This window comes from Shewanella marina JCM 15074, from assembly GCF_000614975.1.
In the GTDB taxonomy this organism is placed as follows: domain Bacteria; phylum Pseudomonadota; class Gammaproteobacteria; order Enterobacterales; family Shewanellaceae; genus Shewanella; species Shewanella marina.
Window position 1 is genome coordinate 30518 of sequence record NZ_BALM01000007.1, and the last position, 18696, is coordinate 49213.

Sequence of the window (18696 nt, forward strand, 5' to 3'; positions counted from 1 at the left end):
TAAAAACGCTAACTATAATTGCTTTAAGTGTTATCAGTATTGTAAAGCCTCAAACTTAAATGAGCCAGTTAAAAGCGTTGTTTAACTTGACTGTCTATTTTGTTGACGTAAACGCAATTGTTTCTGTTGTACCCCTAAACTGGCTTTGACTAACTGTTCAATATCCGCATCTAAAATGACACAAAAACTGAGTTCGACGATAAAAAGTGGGGAATCTGGTTTTTGGCGGCAATCAGTCACCATAGCCATTGCCATAATGGCGACCAGTTGGTCGCGTATATACAAGCTTGTTTTAAAGCATTGATCAATTTCAAGCGGCTGTTCTGATTCAATAATAACGCCACTGCCACCAAATTTAATGCCGAGGTAACAGTCATTATCTTGCTGTTCTTGTTCCATTACATGGTGCAACACCAGATCCACTTTACGACTTTGTAGTTTCAAGAATTCAATAATAGCCTGACCTTCATCGCCAAGATTACGTAATTGCAATAGACATCTTGCTTCTTGGGTTTTGGTTTCGCTGATGAGGTTCATCGGCATGGATTGCATCTGTTTTAATTGTTCTTCGCTCGGTAACTCTTGTTGCTGCGGCCATGCCTCTAGATAACATTTAAAGTGATGTGAAACACTAAAGTACGCATTGTTGTCCCTATCCAATGGAGTTCCCCTTGTTTTTTATAGTCCATTGCCCCTATTATCGTGTCCATCTTTATGATTTAGCAAGTATAGAGCAAAGGATACATCTATTTTGAAGATGTTAGGGTTTTCTTTTTTTATTGGATATCGCTATTGGCGTGCCAGAAAAACTAACGGTTTTGCCTCATTTATTACTATTTTCTCGGTAATGGGGATTTTTTTAGGGGTCGCTGCATTAATTGTGGTGAGTTCAGTGATGAATGGTCTTGAAGGCCAATTAAAACAGCGAATATTAGGGGCGGTGCCACAGCTGGTGGTACATAGCCAACAAAATTTAAATAATTGGGCCAAAGATAGCCAGTCATTGAGTCATATACAAGGCATTAAAGGTGCAGTGCCTACAGTGGGTACCCAAGCCATGGTGCAATCACCTGCAAATATTGCCGCAGTGCAAGTATATGGGGTGATGCCAGAACAATCAGATATGTTTTCTATGGTGGCTAAGCATAGCTATCCCGGCGCGTTTGATACATTGACAAGCGGCAAATATAACGTACTTATCGGCAGTGAGTTAGCGCGCCGGTTAGAAGTTAAAGTGGGTGACCGAATTCGATTACTCAGTGGCGATGGCGTGGTGTATTCACCAATTGGTCCTGTCCCTAGCCAACGTAAGTTCACTGTTTCTGGTATTTTTGAGATGGGTTCACAAGTTGATGCTGGACTTGCCTATATCAACTATCAAGATGCGCAGCGCTTGATGCGTCAAAAAGTCGGTGAAGTGCATGAACTGCGCTTATATCTAGATGATCCATTTATGGCATCAACATTGGCACCACAAGTGAAAGCTTTTTTTGCCGAGCAAGGCGTTAAAGTGACAACAGATGATTGGCGTGAAAGTTATGGTCATCTATTTGCTGCGGTTAAAATGGAAAAGAATATGATGTCGCTCATGCTGAGTTTAATTGTGGCGGTGGCTGCTTTTAATATTGTATCGGCATTAGTGATGATGGTGGTTGATAAAACATCCGATATCGCTGTATTAAAAACGCAAGGCGTAACGACACCAGCTGTGATGTTGATTTTTATTATCCAAGGTTCTTTTAATGCCATTATCGGTTTGATTTTGGGCATTGGTGCGGGTGTGTTAACTGCGTTTAATTTAAACGGTATTTTATCTACGCTTGGCGTCAGTATATTAGGTGTTGGTCAAAACTTGCCTGTTAGTGTGTCAATCAATCAACTGTTATGGATTATTGGCGGTACGCTGTTAATGACCCTATTAGCCACAATTTATCCAGCGTTAGCGGCCGCAAAAGTTCAGCCTGCCGTGGTGTTAAGATATGAATAATGAGAATCAAAAAATGCAGCAAGTATTACTTCAAGTTAATGGTGTGAGTAAAACGTATTTAGAGGGAGCAACTCAAGCTGAAGTATTGCGTGACGTTGATTTAACCGTATTTAAAGGCGAGCAATTAGCGATTGTTGGCACATCCGGATCAGGTAAAAGTACCTTGTTACATATTATGGGCACTTTAGATCAACCGACTTCTGGCAACGTGATTCTTGAAGGTGAGGACTTATATAAACTCTCTGCTCATCGCCAAGCACATATTCGTAATCAAGATTTAGGTTTTATTTATCAGTTCCATCATTTATTACCTGAATTTAATGCGCTTGAAAATGCGGCAATGCCTGCATTAATTCAAGGTGTAGCGAAAGCGACTGCTTACCAGCGTGCTACTGAATTATTAAATCGAGTCGGGCTTGGGCATAGATTACAGCACACACCGTCAGAATTATCAGGTGGCGAACGTCAACGAGTTGCTATTGCACGTGCATTGGTGAATCAACCTAAATTGGTGTTAGCGGATGAACCAACAGGTAATTTGGACGCGAAGGGCGGCGAAGCGGTTTATCAATTAATTAGAGAGCTGGCGCAGCAACTCGGTACCGCGTTTGTGGTGGTGACCCATGATGCGGAATTAGCGGCAAAGATGGATCGCCAAGTATATATGCATGATGGTCAATTGCGTCAGCAAGGTATTGCTTAATGAAGTCAGGTTTAGGATTCTGGATAGGCTGGCGCTTCTATAAGGCGCGGCAAGCAAATGGTTTTATCGGCTTTATCTCTTTTGCATCGACTGCGGGTATTGCGCTGGGGGTTGCCGTATTAATTATTGTGTTATCAGCAATGAATGGCTTTGAACATGAGCTTGAGCAACGTTTCTTAGGGGTAGTACCACAAGCACAATTAACCGCTGTTGATGGGGCGCTTCATGATTGGCAACAAATGGTCTCTGATGCTGATCAATTTCCTGGTGTGGTTGCCGCTGCGCCATTTATTGAGATGCAAGGTTTAGTACAAAAACCGGGTGGCTTTCAAGGCTTAAAAGTGGTTGGAATTAACCCTCAATATGAACAGAAAGTCAGCGAAATAAGCCATTTTATGTCAGCTAAAAGTTGGCAAAGTCTCGAAACTGCTGATAGCAACCATATTGTAATGGGGCAGAGCTTACTGACTAAACTGGGTTTAAAGGTGGGTGATTCAGTTGCACTTTATATGCCGAATATGGCAACCAATGATACTAAGGTAAGCCGGTTAGGGGCGGCGCGAAGTCATCGTTTTGTTATCTCTGGCAGCTATAAGTTAGGCGGCGATATTGAGCTGACTACCGCTTATATTCCGATGGCATATGCCAGTAAAATTTTGCACTTAAATGGGGCTGCCACAGGTGTACGGATCAAAGTTGACGATGTATTTGATGCTCCGCGTATTATTCGAGATTTAGGATATACCCAAAAGCAATACCTTTACATGAATGATTGGACCCGTACTCAAGGCCATTTATATCAAGATATCCAGTTAGTGAGGATGGTGATGTATATTGTGCTGGCGCTGGTTATCGCAGTGGCTTGTTTTAATATCGTGTCTACCTTGGTGATGGCAGTACGTGACAAGGTCAGTGAAATAGCGATTTTAATGACAATGGGTTTACAGCGATTGGCCATCATGTTGATTTTTATTGTGCAGGGTGCGTTAAACGGTTTACTTGGCTGTACCATAGGTGGGGCAGTCGGTGTTGCCGTTGCATTGAATTTAACCGCCATTGCTGACGGAATAGAGCGCCTGTTTGGGGTGACCTTATTGTCTGGTGACATTTACTTTATTGATTTCTTACCGTCACAACTGCATATTGAAGATGTGGTTATTGTGGTGACTATGGCATTTATCATGAGTTTGATTGCGACTATTTACCCAGCATTTAAAGCAAGTAAAACACTGCCAGCAAGGGCATTGGCGGGTTAATCTTAATGAAGTTTTAATCGCAGTTATAGACATAAAAAACCGCGCGGCTTAACAATAAAGCCGCGCGGTTTTTTTATGTTGAGCGAGATGAGATCTGCTCGGTCTAGTTAATGGCGTTCTCTATGAGTAATAAAGATAACTGCACCAATAATCAAAGCTGCGCCTAGCCAGAGCTGCCCTGGAGGTACCCAACCAAATACTAAAAAGCCAAATAATACATTGAGCGGCAGCTTCGCATGATCAAAGGGTTGTACGAATGATGCATCTGCCGCAGCATAAGCCTTGGCAATTCCCCATTGACCAAATGCGGTTAGTATTCCTGCGAAGGCAAGCAATAACCAACTTGTTGCCGTGGCAGGTAATTGCCAATCAGGTAGTGCCAACATTAAATTATAAGGGGCAATCAACAGCAATAAGTACACCACAATTGTTGCGGGGCTTTCTGTACTTGATTGCTTCTTTACCATCAGCGAGTAACCCGCCCAGAAGAAAGCTGCGCCTACAGGTAGTAAGGTTGCTAACTTAAACTGCTCATTCCATGGTGCCAGAATAATCATAGCACCAATAAAGCCGGTTAAGGTTGCAGCCCATCTCGCCATTCCGACATTTTCTTTCAACAATAAGCCTGAGCCAATAGTGGCGAATAATGGTGAAATCATCAACAGGGCAATGCCTTGCCAAATTGGGACTGGATAAGCGAGCGCCCATAACCATAGTTGGATACCAACTACTGCCAGTGATACGCGCAGAATATGCCAACCAATTTGTTTGGTTTTCAGGGACTGGCTTAACCCCATATGGAGCAACCAAGGAAAGATAAAGATCAATGCAATAGCGTATTGAATAAATGCCACCATTGTCGAGGGTAACCCCAATTTAAAGCTGACATATTGGGTTAAACTATTTACTAGTGCAAAAGCGGTACCTGCGCTAAGCATCCAGAGTGCTGCTGCAATAGGATTTTGTTTGTGAGTCATACATAAAGCCTTTAAAAAACAAAAGCCCGCTAAAGCGGGCTAATATTTTATGATTATACACCGAAACTGTCGATATCGTCGGCATCCCAAGCATAATTAATCCAGTAGTCTTCAATCTCTTTGCCCACAAAGAAATGAGCAAGTTGAGCAGGTAACTGACCTTTTTTAGGTTTACGCTTATTATGCACGACTAATGCAGAGAACTCAGTTTCTGGGTAATCTTCGATTAATGCGTTTAAGGTGTATTCTAATGTGGTACGTTCGTCATCAACTTCGTCAATAACAAGTACTTTTTTACCTTTAATATCGGTTAAATTATCAAGCCATTGCAGACGCACTGGTTGGTCTGATGGGGCGCTACCTGTTTCGTCGATATAACGCGTTAAGGCAACAGATAAGATTGGGCGATTAATAAAACTTCTCAGCATTCTTGCTGGGATAAATCCACCACCGCCAATAGCAAGCAAATAGTCTGGCTGGTAGTTTTCAGATTTAATCGTATTAGCTGCGTCACGTAGAGTATTGTGCACATCATTATAGGTAAAGAAATATTTATTCACGGTATTCTAATATGGGGTACAAGAGGTGCGCTGCAGCATATAGCGAAGCAGGAATAATCGCAATTATTCCTGCTATTTTTGAGATGAAGCGCACTTATTTTTTTCTTTTTTTCCACTGCACTAAAATACTGTAACGCCACAAGCTTCGAATGATGAAATAGCCCACTGCTGAAAAAATTATCCCTAAAATAAGACAACCCAATAAGAACGGTGGTGCAATAGTGGTGAATGAGGATTCTATCCATTGCCAACTTGCTTCAAATTGAAAGTGTTGTTCAGGTAAGCCTAATACCCATGCACCTAACAGATATGCACCATAAAACATGACAGGCATTGTAAATGGGTTAGTGATCCATACTAATGCGACTGCAACGGGTAAATTAACGTTAAAAAAGATAGCTAATGCTGCTGATAATACCATTTGAAATGGCATTGGGATCCAAGCTACAAGCAGACCGATAGCAAATGCACCCGGTGCGGTGTGGCGATTGAGTTGCCATAAATTTGGACGGTGAAGAAAGCGCCTGAACATGCGTAAATGCTTATGATTTTGCAAACTTTCAGGGCTAGGCATGTATTTCGTGATTAACTTTTTTAGCATGAATATAAACTACTGTTTTAAACTTATTCAGTATGAATCGGTTTATGTTTGGTTTTTGCGCGACCATTATCTCAGCGCTTTTATGGCCAGATTTACTCAGTAATCAGCAAGCGATAATTGTTACCTTTGTTGCATTTATTCTTATTAGAATAGCACCAATGGTAGCGGGTTCGCTGTTAGCTTGCGCATGGATTTCAATTTATTGCAGTTTACTTTTTCAGGTTGGACCAGCGTTTAGCGCCAATAAAACTGAACAAATGCAACAAAGTGTTACTGTGAGGGGCGAAATCATATCACTAGTTGCGCTCAATCGCGACCAAATACGCGTGGATATTGCATTAATAAATGTTGATGCAATATTACCTATTCAAAAGCGCTTACGTTTGACTTGGAAAACCCAATTAGTGCCACAGGTGGGTCAGCAATGGCAGTTTGTCATTAAGCCTAAATCAATTACCCAAGTATTGAATCAAGGTGGCTTTAATCAACAAAAATATTTTATCTCTCAACATATTATTGGTAAAGGATGGGTACTTGATGCGACCTTAGTTAAGGCTGACATTCCTTGGCGCGAGCGCGTAATTAGGCGGTTAACTGATGTGCTTGCGGGATTCCCGCAAGGGGATTTGTTATTGGCGATTATTAGTGGTGATAAAAGTTTAATCAGCTCATCCCGCTGGCAACAGTTACGCAGCAGTGGCACGGGGCATTTAATTGCGATATCGGGTCTTCATCTTTCTGTTGTTGCGTTGTACTGCGCGGCTTTTAGTTTGTGGTTACTGGCGCGTATTCACCCAGTGCAAAGTAGCGTTAATCTGCGTTTAGTTAGCTTATTTTGTTTAATCTGTGTTTGTGGTTACGCTGCTCTTGCAGGTTGGCAACTACCCACTATCCGTGCATTTGTGATGTTATTTTTGGTCGTGCTTCTGAGTTTTAGTCAGGGACATTCATCAACATGGGAACGCTTACTCATCGCTTTATTTGTGGTATTAGTGATGGATCCTGTTGCAATTTTGAGTGCAGGTTTATGGCTTTCATTTGGGGCATTGGTGATTATTTTTGCGTTGTTTAATCGTCAAGTACCCGTGACGACTTGGCCACAAAAAATAGTCGCGTTAATTGTGGTACAAATAAGCTTAACGCTGGGTCTTAGTTTATTACAGATGAGCTTGTTCGCCGGTGTTGCGCCACATGCGCTGTGGATTAATCTATTAATGGTACCTTGGTTTTCACTGGTGGTGATTCCAATTTGTTTAGTTTCATTTGTCATTTGGTTAGTGGTTGCTAACGGGTTTAATGTCGATGGCATATTTGAACTTGCCAATGCTTTATTGTGGCCATTTGTTGAGTTAATTAAGCTCACTTCTCAATTACCCTACGCATGGATTGCAGTATCTCAGCAGCTACTACCAAATCTGTTATGGACTTTGCTCGCAATATTAGTGCTCTTGGGGGCGGCTAAACGCTTTAAAGTGTTGGCGTTATTATTGTTGCTGCCAGTAGCACTTTCATTATTAAAGCCAAGGCAAGAGCCATCGTGGCAAGTGCATGTACTCGATGTAGGGCAGGGACTTGCGTGGTGATTGAGAAAAATCAGCGCGCTATTGTATATGATACTGGTGCCAGTTATGGCCATTATTTTAGTTATGCTGAGCGGGTGATTATCCCTTTTTTACAAGCGCGCGCTTTGAGTCAAGTTGATATGTTGATTTTAAGTCACAGTGATAATGATCATGCTGGTGGAGCTAAAGTGATCCTTAATCAATATCATCCAAGTGTGGTGCTAACTGATATTGAAAAGTATCGTGGCAGTGTATGCAGACCACATGTTCGGCGTTGGCAAGGATTGACTTTGAGCTTTATGGGGCCCAAGGTTCCTCGTGCTGGAAATAATGGTTCATGCGTCGTTAAAGTCTCTGATGGTTTGCATCAAGTGCTGTTAACCGGCGATATTGAAAAGTCAGCTGAAAAACGTTTGATCAGGCAAGCATACTCGTTAAGTGCCGATGTGCTAATAGCACCCCATCATGGCAGTAATACCTCATCTACTCAGGCATTTATAAACAAAGTCAGGCCAACGCAGGTTATCTTTGCTGCTGGTTTTAATAACCGTTGGCGGTTTCCTAAAGCGCCTGTAGTTGCTCGCTATCTCACTATAACTGAACAACTGTTTCAGACAGGAAAAGCTGGGCAAGTGACAGTTCAAATACGTAATAACCGTTTGCAGTTGCTGCAATATCGGCAACATATTGCACCTTTTTGGTATAACCAAACGTTTAGATTTGGTGTGTTTGCTAATCCAGAGTAGAATAGCTTTTTTTTTATTAAAAGCTATTTATTATTCTCAATGACTACATCTTCCAAAAATGAAGTATGGCCAGTGTTTAAACGCTTAATGGTTTACTTAAAGCCACTGAAAGGCATGTTTGCATTATCAATATGCGGTTTAATCATTTATGGCTTAGTTGATGCGACCTTTATCGCTTTCGTTAAACCATTTATTGATAATGGTTTTGGTGGCCATGCTGCTCAAGCTGCACCATCTGTCGCATCAAGTATTGATTTAGGCACCAGTAAAGGATTTAGCGCCAGTAACGATGTACTACTGATGGCACCTTTTGTGGTTGTTGGGTTATTTACCTTACGTGGCCTAGCAAACTTTATTTCGACCTATGGTATTTCATACATGAGTGCACGTCTGATTATGGATATGCGCCAGCAGGTATTTGAGCATTATTTGTCTTTACCAGTGAGTTATATGGATAAAGAGAATACCGGTACTTTGATCTCTAAAGTTACATATGACACTGAGCAAATCGCCCGTGCATCTGGTAGTGCCTTAATTACCATTGTGCGTGATAGTGTTACCGTGGTTGGTATGCTTGGCTTAATGTTCTACTACTCATGGAAATTGTCACTGGTTATCTTAGTGATTGGTCCAATCATTGGTGTGGTTATTGCCGTGGTGAGTCGCCGTTTCCGTAAAGTATCTCGTCAAATCCAAGCGGCAATGGGTGGCGTTACCGCAACGACTGAGCAGATGATTAAAGGCCATAAAAACGTATTGGCGTTTGGTGGTCAAAAAACTGAAGCTGAGCGTTTTGCAAGATTAATGATCAAAACCGTTACCAAAATATGAAGTTAGCGGTGGCACAAGCTATCAGCCAGCCAATGATTATGATTATTGGTTCATTTGCGCTGGCATTCGTGCTGTATGCAGCCAGTTTAGATAGCATGAAAACAGATTTAACCGCGGGTACCTTTGCGACTATTCTTGGCGCTATGCTGGCGATGTTGCAACCGATTAAGAACTTAACTCGTGTTAATGCGGAGTTCCAGCGTGGTATTGCCGCTTGTACAACCGTATTTGAGCTATTAGATACTGAGCCTGAATCAGATAAAGGCACTTATGCCGTTGACCGTGTAAAAGGTAATTTAAGCTTTAACAATGTGAGCTTTAGTTATCCAAATCAAGAAAAAGCGGCTTTAACGGATATTAGTTTTGATGTGCAGCAGGGTAAAACTATCGCCTTAGTGGGGCGCTCAGGTTCGGGCAAATCAACCATAGCGAGTTTAGTGACCCGTTTTTATACCGGATTAAGTCAAGGTGATATTCGCTTAGATGATGTCAGTATTTATGACTATTCACTTAAAAATTTACGTCATCAAGTGGCATTAGTGTCGCAACAAGTCACCTTATTTAACGATACTATTGCTAATAACATTGCTTATGCTTACCCAGGTGAAGTGACTCGTGAGCAGATAATTGAAGCCGCAACCTTAGCCCATGCCATGGAATTTATTGAGACTATGCCTGAAGGCTTAGATACTTATATTGGCGAAAATGGCGTGATGCTGTCTGGTGGTCAACGTCAACGTATTGCGATTGCCCGTGCAATGTTACGTAATTCTCCAGTATTGATTCTGGACGAAGCAACTTCAGCATTAGATACAGAATCAGAACGTGCGATTCAAAAAGGGTTAGATAATCTTCGTCAGAATCGTACTTCGATTGTGATTGCTCACCGTCTATCAACGATTGAAAGTGCGGATGAAATTTTAGTGGTTGATCAAGGTAAGATTATTGAGCGAGGTAGTCATGCTGAGTTATTAGCCCATGACGGCATGTACGCTAAGTTATATCAGATGCAGTTCGGTTCATAATGCAGCAATTTATGTTAAAGGTGTGGTATCACAACCACACCGCTAAATGGTTACTATGGCCGTTATCATGGTTGTTTATTGTGATAACGGCATTACGCAAATGCTTGTTTGCTTGTGGTTTAAAACCGAGTGTTCATCTGGCGGCTCCAGTCATTATTGTGGGTAATATCACGGTTGGCGGCAGTGGCAAAACTCCTACCGTTATCTATCTTATTGAACTATTACGCCAACATGGTTATCGCCCTGGTGTGATAAGTCGTGGCTATGGCGTGAAGATTGATGGCGTTAAAGCGGTGTTGCCTGGTGCAACGGCGACTGAAGTCGGTGATGAACCTGCCATGATTGTCGCGCGTACGGGAGTGCCAATGGTTGTGGGCGCTGATCGAATAGCTGCTGGAGAGCAATTGCTGCAGCAATTTGAAGTTGATGTGATTATCAGTGATGATGGCTTACAACATTATCGTTTAGCGCGTGATATCGAGTTAGTGGTGATTGATGGTGAACGCCGTTTAGGTAATGGTATGCGTTTACCAGCAGGGCCACTGCGCGAAGCCAAAACACGCCTTAATGGCGTTGACGGTATTATTGTTAATGGCGGTCGTGCTCAAGCGAACGAATATGAGATGTCATTGGCACCAAGCGGCTTTCATAATGTGAGTCAGCCAGATTTAAAAGCAGATCACGAGATTACTCGCGGCGTAGCCATGGCGGGCATCGGTAATCCACAACGTTTTTTTAATAGCTTAACTGAATTAAAAATAGAGTTAACCGCTCAATATAGTTTTGATGATCATCATAATTATGAGGCCGCAGAGTTAACTGAGCTTGCACAAGGTCAGCCTTTGTTGATGACCGAAAAAGATGCGGTTAAATGTCGCGAATTTGCAACACAAGACTGGTGGTATTTAGCAGTTAATGCCAAGCTATCAGCAAAATTTGATCAGATGCTGCTCGATAAGTTGCAGCAGGCAAAAACCAAGTTAAAAGGATAAACCATGGCATTTGATAAGAAGTTACTTGAGATTGTGGCTTGCCCAGTATGCAAAGGTAAGCTTGAGTATGACAAAGCAGCACAAAAGTTAATTTGTAAGTTTGATAAGCTAGCTTACCCGATTACCGATAATATCCCTGTGTTATTGGAAAATAGAGCAGAGGTTTGGCAGGCTGAGTAATACCAACTTAAAGTAAGAAGGTGATCATTCAGCGGGAGTTCAAGGCGCAGAATACAGCACCTTGAAACCCGCACTAAGTGAGCTTTTCAGGCCTTTCCATTTCGATGTTGCATTGATTTGAAAGGGAATAGCCATTACTGCATCAATGCGCCTAGAACTGAAAAGGCTGACAAGCTCTGAATGGCTCACATCTTTAATCAAATTGGTATGATATCCAGTTGACAACTTTCTGATAAAACGGCCTTATGGCCGTTTTTTTGTACTAAAAATAGAATGAATAAATATTTTTCAGTTACTTTGTTTATTAATAGATTAAGTAAAATCACCGTCATAAATTGGAATGACTAGATGGTGATTATTTGTTAGGTGGTTGCAATCAAGAATATCTGATTGTAGAGGTTGAATATTAAATAATTACTATATCTTTAGGTAAATATTAGGGTTTATCATGACATATAATGATATAGAGGTTAAAAGAAGAATCTTTATTATTACCTTGAGTTTCTGTTTGTTTATAAGTTCACTTGAAATATTTGCTAATAGTGTATTACATAGTTTTATGGCAGGGATGAATAGTCCTCATCATGTTGCGCTAAATAAACAAGGGTTGAAATTATTTAAAACCGTTAGAAATATTACCCAATCTGGGACAGAATCGACTATTAACAATGCAAAACCTGGAGATGTGTTAGAGTACAAAATATATTTCACGAACCAAGGTTCGACACCTCTGACCCAAGTTGAGATCTTCGACAATATTCCGATGTTCACCTATTTGCATAGTCCGCTGAGTTGTGGGACAGATATACCGTCTAAGCTCACATGTGTACTTGCTAGCCCAATAAATAACGATAACAATAAGGGCTACCAAGGACAGATAAGATGGCGTCTTATTGGCAAGCTTTTACCACAGCAAACCAGTCAAGCTAATGGTAGTGTTAGCTACCGAGTGATTATTGAATAATAAACTAGATTAATGGTATTGATAATCCAGCCGTTGTAAACCCTAAAATAACGGATAGAGAAAGTAGACTTGTATCTTTTCTTAAGTATTTTTTTTGCTTATTTAAATAGTCATCTTCAATGCTTGATAGCTCACCTGTTTTTACCGAGGCACAAGCAATATGTTTAGGCCATAGTTTATTATCGCCAATTTGAGCACCATCATTGACAAAATCTTGCCAATGTTGGGGAAGATTATGTTCTACATGCTGACAAATATTATTATTAACAGTATTTATTCTATGAATGAAATATATGCTGGCGAGAGTGAAAAATAATATGCTTAAAGTGGTAAGTAACATATAACTCCATTATTGATGATTGTAGCGATAATATACTAAAAACAGGCTTGTTGCGCAATTGTTAAATTCTTTTTGGTTTGATTTTATTAATATACTCATCATTTAGTATTAGTTTTAAAGGTATATTTTGATGTTCTTATTAGTTTAATTTTAGGGGGTAGCTCTATTTTAACGAAACAAAAAATATTTATTATTAAATTGTGAGCATGACTTTAAAATCAATTCTCATGTAATAAAGGTATCCATTTATGAGTTAAACAGTAAAATAATTGGGTGTAAATAGAAGAAGAGAGTTTATGAATAATCCTACTGTTGACTTTATGCTTGGTAAAGAAGCCGATGCTTTTGGGCGCCATATAGCGCAATTACAAAATTTTGATCATTTCTGGCTTGAATATGATCATAAGTATATCCAGATGCTTTTCCCGATGGACACTGGGAGCAAGTTTAATAAACATGCTGCGCTAATAACCGATGTTGAAAGAGCATTATTTGCAAAGAGTCCTGAATTAAGAGTTATCCAGTTGCGATCATTCGATATGATGCTTGATTTTTATGGCCTACAACGTGATGGCAAGAATATTAGTGCAAAAGATGAACTATCACCTAAAAGCCACGATTGGCTAAAATCACGAAATCATAATCAATTACGGATTACTCGCATCATTCGCAGTCTGGCGTTATTAGGGCAGTTTGAATTGGCACAAAAATTTTGTGTCACAATGACCGAGTTAGGACAAGCATACGGTGATATAACGCCCATTACTTACAGTTATTGGCAACAGGCATTAATTATTTAATTACTTATTGGCTACTATCTTGCACTAGGATTGCTTTTGATATCTGCTGAAGTTGCTGCCAACTTGCCTCTTGCACTGGAATACCACGCTGCCACGATGAGACTTGTTGCTGCTCTAACACTGCTGAAGAGATATGCTGCAAATACTCACCTGATTCAGGTAGTTTAAATACACTATTATTGAATTCAATCGTTAAACTACGACTTGAAACTAGAGCGAGTTCATCTATTGGTGAAATATAGAGTTCTGGCAACTTATTACCACTATTTAAAATGTATTTGATGTAAGTGGGGGAATTAATATTATACCAGTATGCTTTAATTGAAATGCCTTGTTTGGCTAACTGGCACAGCTCGCCAAAGGCTAGCCAGCGGTTATGGCATTGGCTAATTTTAAGGGTAAGGTGATTTTGTGTTAATAGTTTTTCTGCTACATAGGTCAAAATAGTAGGTAGTTGACATAAAATACTGTCACCGTGTAGATCCACTTCAAGTATTGACTCGGTTTGCATGGTTAATTGGCAAGCTTGAGTGTTTGCTTTTGTGAGGTATTCTACTGCATTAAGAAAATGTTCAATGCCATGTAAGCCGACCATTTCTAAGTCGGCAACCATATGGGCAATTTGTTCGGCTTCACCACAAGGTAGGCGTAATCCATCAAACGCTTTGCTGGTGACTGTGATTAATTCATTATGTGAAACCCAGATCATATGGCTTGCTCCTGCGCTTGAGGCAATAGTGGAAATAGCCACTCATCGGCATGGATATCGTTAAATAATGGTGCGCCCTGAAATAAGGTGACGCGTACCCAGCGATCTGAACGGGGATCAAATTTAGTCGCGCCAAAGATAGCAAGTTTACAACGCAACAAATTGATTGGTAACGCTTCTTTAGCCAAAATATTCATCTGAATATCTCCCATATCACAATGACCTAATGTCCACGTCCTACGTGCAATAGCCGCATATTTTGGATATTGAAGTAAAAACTCGGCTAATGTTTGTTGCTGTGGTTGTTGGATTAATTCATGGTAAAAACGATTAACTTGTCTGCCGATATCAAGTGCAAGTTCTTTATCTTCTCCCACATCAGTGCCACGAATGCCTAACCGCGGTTCCTCTTTATCTTGTGAACGATACCAAAACCAGTATTGATTATTGGTTTGGTTGAAATCAATCTCAATGGCCCAACGGTATTGTCGTTTTAACATATCGAGCATGGTGCTGATATTAATGCCTTTTGGCATAAATAAAGCTTCATCGGCATTCATCGCTTGCTCGAAGTTATCCACGTAGTCTGGGTAACATTCCAATAAGCATGCAATAAAAGCCTCTTGTGCTTCAAAACTAAAAGCCTCATTTTGTTGTAAAAGTTGGCTATATCTTTGTTGCTGCTGACAAGCTTTGCTGGCTAACAACTGAATTTGTGCTAATTCTTTCACTGCTATTTGGTTTAATTTTTGCTGCTGTTCATCGATGGTGATGACTTGTTGTAAGTGGATTTGAGCTCGGCGCAACAATTGTTGTAATTGCTGATTTTTATCAGCACTGATGAGTTGTTGACTGACAAGAGATATCGCATTTTCTCGCTGACTTAGCCAGTTATCAATCACTTTGGGGTGCTTGATTAAATAAGGTGTCATGCCGAGCCCAGTGGCATTACCAACACCCAAGTAGCGTTGTAATTGTGGACATAATTCAATCGCAGTATCACCGCCACGTTGTTTAGCAAGATCATGGACCCAATCAAGGCTGAATTGCCGCAAAATATAAACGGCGCACATTTGCGCGCTAAATGATAAATTAAAATCAGGATTAGTTTGTAAAATTTCAAAATCAGCAATACCAAATTTACCATTGCCATATACCGCCGTGGTACGCAGGATATAACCGACTTGCGCTAAAATTTGTCCATCCGGCTGCTTACCTTGAGATAAGGTTTCTACAATATGTTCAAATACGCGTACGCTCTTGTTAGCTCTGGCAAGCACGATAACATTGGTTGAGTTACGGCCAGCCTCTTGCAGTGGTACATTATTTTTTAATTGTTCAAATAGGCGTTGGTTTACTTCTCCTATTACGAGTGCAAAGGTGATATCCCATTTTTCAGCAATCACTCGATCATTACGGTCAGCATCATCGATTTGATCTGAAAACACCACCAGATGATATTCTTGATTGGGAGTAGTGAGTTTATAGATAGCAAAGCCAAATCCTTGGGTTGAGATCTGCCATTGGTTGAGTTGTAATTGCCATGCTTGCTTTGCCATACGTCTGACTAAACTGCGCACAAAACTTAATCGAGTTTGGTGCATTGCCCCTAATCGTAACGGATTCATTACGAGGTCACGACTGCGCATCTGGTTGTGGTTTTGATGGTCATTGGCATTTATTTTATTATTTACCATCGGCGTCACCTTGCTTCTTGATGAGCGAATTGCTCGCTCATGCTAGTCCATTTTAATGCAGCTAATCTTTGAAATTAGCTGCATTGCCTCAATCAATTATAGGCCTTGAGCTTTTGCCATTTGTAATGCAATGCGTGGTGCACTCCATAACGATGGTAATAAAATCAAGGAAACAGGTACGGCAGTTATCACAATAAAGGATTGCAGTGCTGATACACCACCAGAACCTAGAGAGATTAAGATGATTGCGGTTGCACCCATCATAATGCCCCAAAATACACGAATAACGGCATTTGGTTCTGTTTTACCACTGACTACAACGCTAATGGTGTAGGTCATCGAGTCACCGGTAGTGACAATAAAGATCGTAGTCAAAATCAGGAATAGAATAGACATTACCATTGGCATTGGTAATTGGTTGGTTACCGCAAGCAGTGCGCCGGGTAAGTTAAAACCTTCGAATGCTTTGCTGATTGAGCCGGGTTCTGCAATTTCGAAAGCAAGACCTGAGCCGCCAACAACAGTAAACCAAAAACAGGTAATCAGTGGTGCAATTAAACAAATTGAAAAGACGATTTTACGAATAGTATAGCCTCTTGAGATTTTTGAGATAAAGATCGCCATCATTGGACCGTAACCAATAAACCAACCCCAAAAGAATACTGTCCACCAACTTAACCACCCTTCATCACCACGATAAGTCGCCATTGGGATAAAGTTATCAATCATGGTACCAACGCCTTGCAAATAGCTATTTACGATGAAGTTAGTTGGACCAAAAATTAAAATATAAGTAATCAAGCCAACCGCTAAAATCACGTTATAACGGCTTAATATTTGAATACCGCGATTAACGCCACTTAGTGCGGAAATGGTGTAGATGACAATGGCTAGAATCACAATAATAAGCTGAGTGGTAAACCCATCTGGAATATCAAATAAGGCGTTTAAAGCAAAACTCAGTTGTAATCCTAAAAAGCCAATTGGGCCGATGGTACCTGCGGCTACGGCAATAATACATAGGGCATCAATCAGTGCGCCGGGAAATCCAGTCAGCACGCGTTTACCGAATACAGGGTAGAGTAGGGTACGAGGCTGAAGTGGTAAGCCTTTATCATAATGCAGATGCATTAATACAATCGAAGTTAAGCCACCTAAAATTGCCCATGCTAAAAATCCCCAATGCATAAAGGATTGCGACAAAGCATTAAATGCTGCTTGCATAGGATCATCTTGGGCACCGTAAAGTGGTGGAGGGGTGACAAAGTGAGCGATGGGTTCAGCTGCAGCCCAAAAAACGCCCCCCCTGCAAGTAAAGTACAGAGGATAATAGCCATCCATTTAAAACCGTCAATTTCTGGCTTATCAATATTACCTAAACGGACATTACCTGTTTTAGCGGATGCGAGTGCAATGGCGATAAAAAAGGTTGCGAGCATCAATACTTGCCAGAAAGGACCAAAGTAGTTAACGGACCAAGCGAAGCCGGCATTGACGAGCGTTGCGAGTAGGTCTTTATCTATTAATGCTAGCGCGACAAACAGAGAAATAAAACCACCGCTCATCCATAGCGCTGGATTATCGATACCCAGTTTTTTGACCATAGACGTTGGCTGCTGCGACGTTACAGTACTATTTGTTATATTTGACATGGGGTGTCTCCAAGCAATAGTTGCTTTTTTGCACCATACCTGAATCTTTATTGTTTTATTAGATTCTAAGTAACAACAGGCCTTATTAGTGATTGTTATTGATGATAATTCATCAGGTTATTGTTGTTTTATTAAACTAGTTTCGAGAAAGTTTAGCCAGTTTTTGCCGATAATTTGTTGAGTTTCCGCTTGGCTAAAGCCATATTCCAGCAAACCGTGGTAGATATTGCGCATGCCATTTTGCGGGGCAAACCAAGGCAATGCATCTGGCCAACCTGAATTAGATGATGAGCCTTCACCATAATCCATTGCTTTTGACCAACGGCCATTACGCATCCACTCTAGTACAGATTGTGGCTGATTAAGACACAAATCACTGCCAATAGCTAAGTGATTAACACCAATTAAATCAGCAGTCTTAGCTACCATCTCACAAAAATCAGTTAATTTACACTGACTGCCATTAGGTAAATGAAATGGATATAAACTAAAACCGATTAATCCACCTGATTGTGCCAGTGCTTGTAGTACCTCTGTTGATTTGTTCCTAAGCGCATCATGGGCAAACGTGGGGTTTGCGTGGCTGATACAGATAGGCCTGCTTGAATACTCTATCGCTTCTAAGGTTGAACGTTCAGCACTGTGTGACATATCGATCACCATGCCGACGCGATTCATCTCTTGAATCACCTGTTTGCCAAAGCGTGTTATGCCATTATCACACTGCTCATAACAACCTGTAGCAAGTAAACTTTGGTTGTTATAGGTTAATTGCATAATCAGTAAACCCTGATTACGCATGACTTCAATAAGATCAATTTCATCATCAATGGGCGAGCAATTTTGTGCCCCAAAAAACACACCAACTTTTCCGTTTGCTTTTGCTGCTCTAATGTCTTGCGCGTTATAAACCGGCACGATCAAATCGGCATTTTGTTCAAATAGTCGGTTCCATTGGCCAAACCGGGTTAAGGTTTGGCGAGCATCTTCATGGTATACCAAAGTGACATGGATCGCGCTGATGCCACTTTGTTGCAAGATCATGAAATAGTCTCTATCCCAGCGGCAATATTGCAGACCATCGATAATAATTTGATCTTGATACATACAGCCC

General features: G+C 40.8%; 17 protein-coding genes and 2 pseudogenes. 10 read left to right on the top strand and 9 right to left on the bottom strand.

Annotated features, from left to right (window positions below; all coding sequences use genetic code 11):
• Positions 1–81: 81 nt before the first annotated feature.
• Complete coding sequence (locus JCM15074_RS07165; RefSeq protein WP_025820587.1) at positions 82–660, bottom strand: hypothetical protein; 579 nt, start codon at positions 658–660, stop codon at positions 82–84.
• A gap of 97 nt (positions 661–757) precedes the next feature.
• Here JCM15074_RS07165 and JCM15074_RS07170 point away from each other — a divergent pair, with 97 nt between their 5' ends.
• The 3 genes from JCM15074_RS07170 to lolE are packed head-to-tail and all read left to right on the top strand — an operon-like array spanning position 758 to position 3946.
• Positions 758–1987, top strand: a complete 1230-nt coding sequence (locus tag JCM15074_RS07170) for a lipoprotein-releasing ABC transporter permease subunit (protein ID WP_025820588.1) — start codon at positions 758–760, stop codon at positions 1985–1987.
• A gap of 13 nt (positions 1988–2000) precedes the next feature.
• Positions 2001–2690 (top strand): lipoprotein-releasing ABC transporter ATP-binding protein LolD, encoded by a 690-nt coding sequence (gene lolD / locus JCM15074_RS07175; protein ID WP_025820589.1) that lies wholly within the window; start codon positions 2001–2003, stop codon positions 2688–2690.
• The gene (gene lolE / locus JCM15074_RS07180; RefSeq protein ID WP_025820590.1) at positions 2690–3946 is read left to right on the top strand and encodes a lipoprotein-releasing ABC transporter permease subunit LolE; all 1257 of its coding nucleotides are present in this window, start codon (positions 2690–2692) and stop codon (positions 3944–3946) included. Before lolD ends, lolE begins: the two co-directional genes overlap by 1 nt.
• A 107-nt stretch (positions 3947–4053) precedes the next feature.
• Here the strand turns inward: lolE and JCM15074_RS07185 are convergent, their stop codons facing one another.
• The 3 genes from JCM15074_RS07185 to JCM15074_RS07195 all read right to left on the bottom strand — a co-directional run bounded on the left by JCM15074_RS07185 (position 4054) and on the right by JCM15074_RS07195 (position 6084).
• On the bottom strand, positions 4054–4923 hold the full coding sequence (locus tag JCM15074_RS07185; RefSeq protein WP_037469305.1) for a DMT family transporter: 870 nt from the start codon (positions 4921–4923) through the stop codon (positions 4054–4056).
• Positions 4924–4976: 53 nt separating this feature from the next.
• Positions 4977–5483, bottom strand: coding sequence for a phosphoribosyltransferase (locus JCM15074_RS07190; RefSeq protein WP_025820592.1), 507 nt, complete (start codon positions 5481–5483; stop codon positions 4977–4979).
• A gap of 94 nt (positions 5484–5577) precedes the next feature.
• On the bottom strand, positions 5578–6084 hold the full coding sequence (locus JCM15074_RS07195; protein ID WP_025820593.1) for a DUF2062 domain-containing protein: 507 nt from the start codon (positions 6082–6084) through the stop codon (positions 5578–5580).
• 44 nt (positions 6085–6128) lie between these two features.
• On the opposite strand from JCM15074_RS07195, the gene JCM15074_RS21385 reads away from it, so the two are divergent.
• From JCM15074_RS21385 to JCM15074_RS21395, 6 genes and pseudogenes are all read left to right on the top strand, one after another.
• Entirely contained in the window at positions 6129–7667 is a 1539-nt protein-coding gene (locus tag JCM15074_RS21385; protein ID WP_051536853.1) for a DNA internalization-related competence protein ComEC/Rec2, read from the top strand.
• Positions 7664–8392, top strand: coding sequence for a ComEC/Rec2 family competence protein (locus JCM15074_RS23525; protein WP_051536854.1), 729 nt, complete (start codon positions 7664–7666; stop codon positions 8390–8392). The genes JCM15074_RS21385 and JCM15074_RS23525 overlap by 4 nt, the downstream gene beginning before the upstream one ends.
• Positions 8393–8431: 39 nt before the next feature.
• Positions 8432–10248, top strand: a pseudogene (msbA, locus tag JCM15074_RS21390) (lipid A export permease/ATP-binding protein MsbA).
• Complete coding sequence (gene lpxK, locus JCM15074_RS07210) at positions 10248–11240, top strand: tetraacyldisaccharide 4'-kinase (RefSeq protein ID WP_025820594.1); 993 nt, start codon at positions 10248–10250, stop codon at positions 11238–11240. Before msbA ends, lpxK begins: the two are co-directional and overlap by 1 nt.
• A gap of 3 nt (positions 11241–11243) precedes the next feature.
• The gene (locus JCM15074_RS23965; RefSeq protein WP_084266977.1) at positions 11244–11420 is read left to right on the top strand and encodes a Trm112 family protein; all 177 of its coding nucleotides are present in this window, start codon (positions 11244–11246) and stop codon (positions 11418–11420) included.
• A 448-nt stretch (positions 11421–11868) separates the two neighbouring features.
• Positions 11869–12384, top strand: coding sequence for a DUF11 domain-containing protein (locus tag JCM15074_RS21395; RefSeq protein WP_025820595.1), 516 nt, complete (start codon positions 11869–11871; stop codon positions 12382–12384).
• A 4-nt stretch (positions 12385–12388) separates the two neighbouring features.
• Here the strand turns inward: JCM15074_RS21395 and JCM15074_RS07225 are convergent, their stop codons facing one another.
• Positions 12389–12724, bottom strand: coding sequence for a hypothetical protein (locus JCM15074_RS07225; protein ID WP_025820596.1), 336 nt, complete (start codon positions 12722–12724; stop codon positions 12389–12391).
• Positions 12725–13020: 296 nt separating this feature from the next.
• Between JCM15074_RS07225 and JCM15074_RS07230 the strand changes: the two genes are divergently transcribed.
• Entirely contained in the window at positions 13021–13524 is a 504-nt protein-coding gene (locus JCM15074_RS07230) for an opioid growth factor receptor-related protein (protein ID WP_025820597.1), read from the top strand.
• A 4-nt stretch (positions 13525–13528) separates the two neighbouring features.
• On the opposite strand, the gene JCM15074_RS21400 is transcribed toward JCM15074_RS07230, so the two are convergent.
• The 4 genes and pseudogenes from JCM15074_RS21400 to JCM15074_RS07250 all read right to left on the bottom strand — a co-directional run bounded on the left by JCM15074_RS21400 (position 13529) and on the right by JCM15074_RS07250 (position 18689).
• On the bottom strand, positions 13529–14233 hold the full coding sequence (locus tag JCM15074_RS21400) for a DUF3726 domain-containing protein (RefSeq protein ID WP_084266978.1): 705 nt from the start codon (positions 14231–14233) through the stop codon (positions 13529–13531).
• Positions 14230–15930, bottom strand: a complete 1701-nt coding sequence (locus JCM15074_RS07240) for a hypothetical protein (RefSeq protein WP_051536855.1) — start codon at positions 15928–15930, stop codon at positions 14230–14232. Before JCM15074_RS07240 ends, JCM15074_RS21400 begins: the two co-directional genes overlap by 4 nt.
• A 96-nt stretch (positions 15931–16026) precedes the next feature.
• Positions 16027–17582: pseudogene (locus JCM15074_RS21405) on the bottom strand (BCCT family transporter).
• A gap of 117 nt (positions 17583–17699) precedes the next feature.
• Positions 17700–18689 carry a membrane dipeptidase gene (locus JCM15074_RS07250; RefSeq protein WP_025820599.1) on the bottom strand — a complete coding sequence of 330 codons (990 nt, stop codon included), beginning with the start codon at positions 18687–18689 and terminating at the stop codon, positions 17700–17702.
• Between the last annotated feature and the right edge of the window lie 7 nt (positions 18690–18696).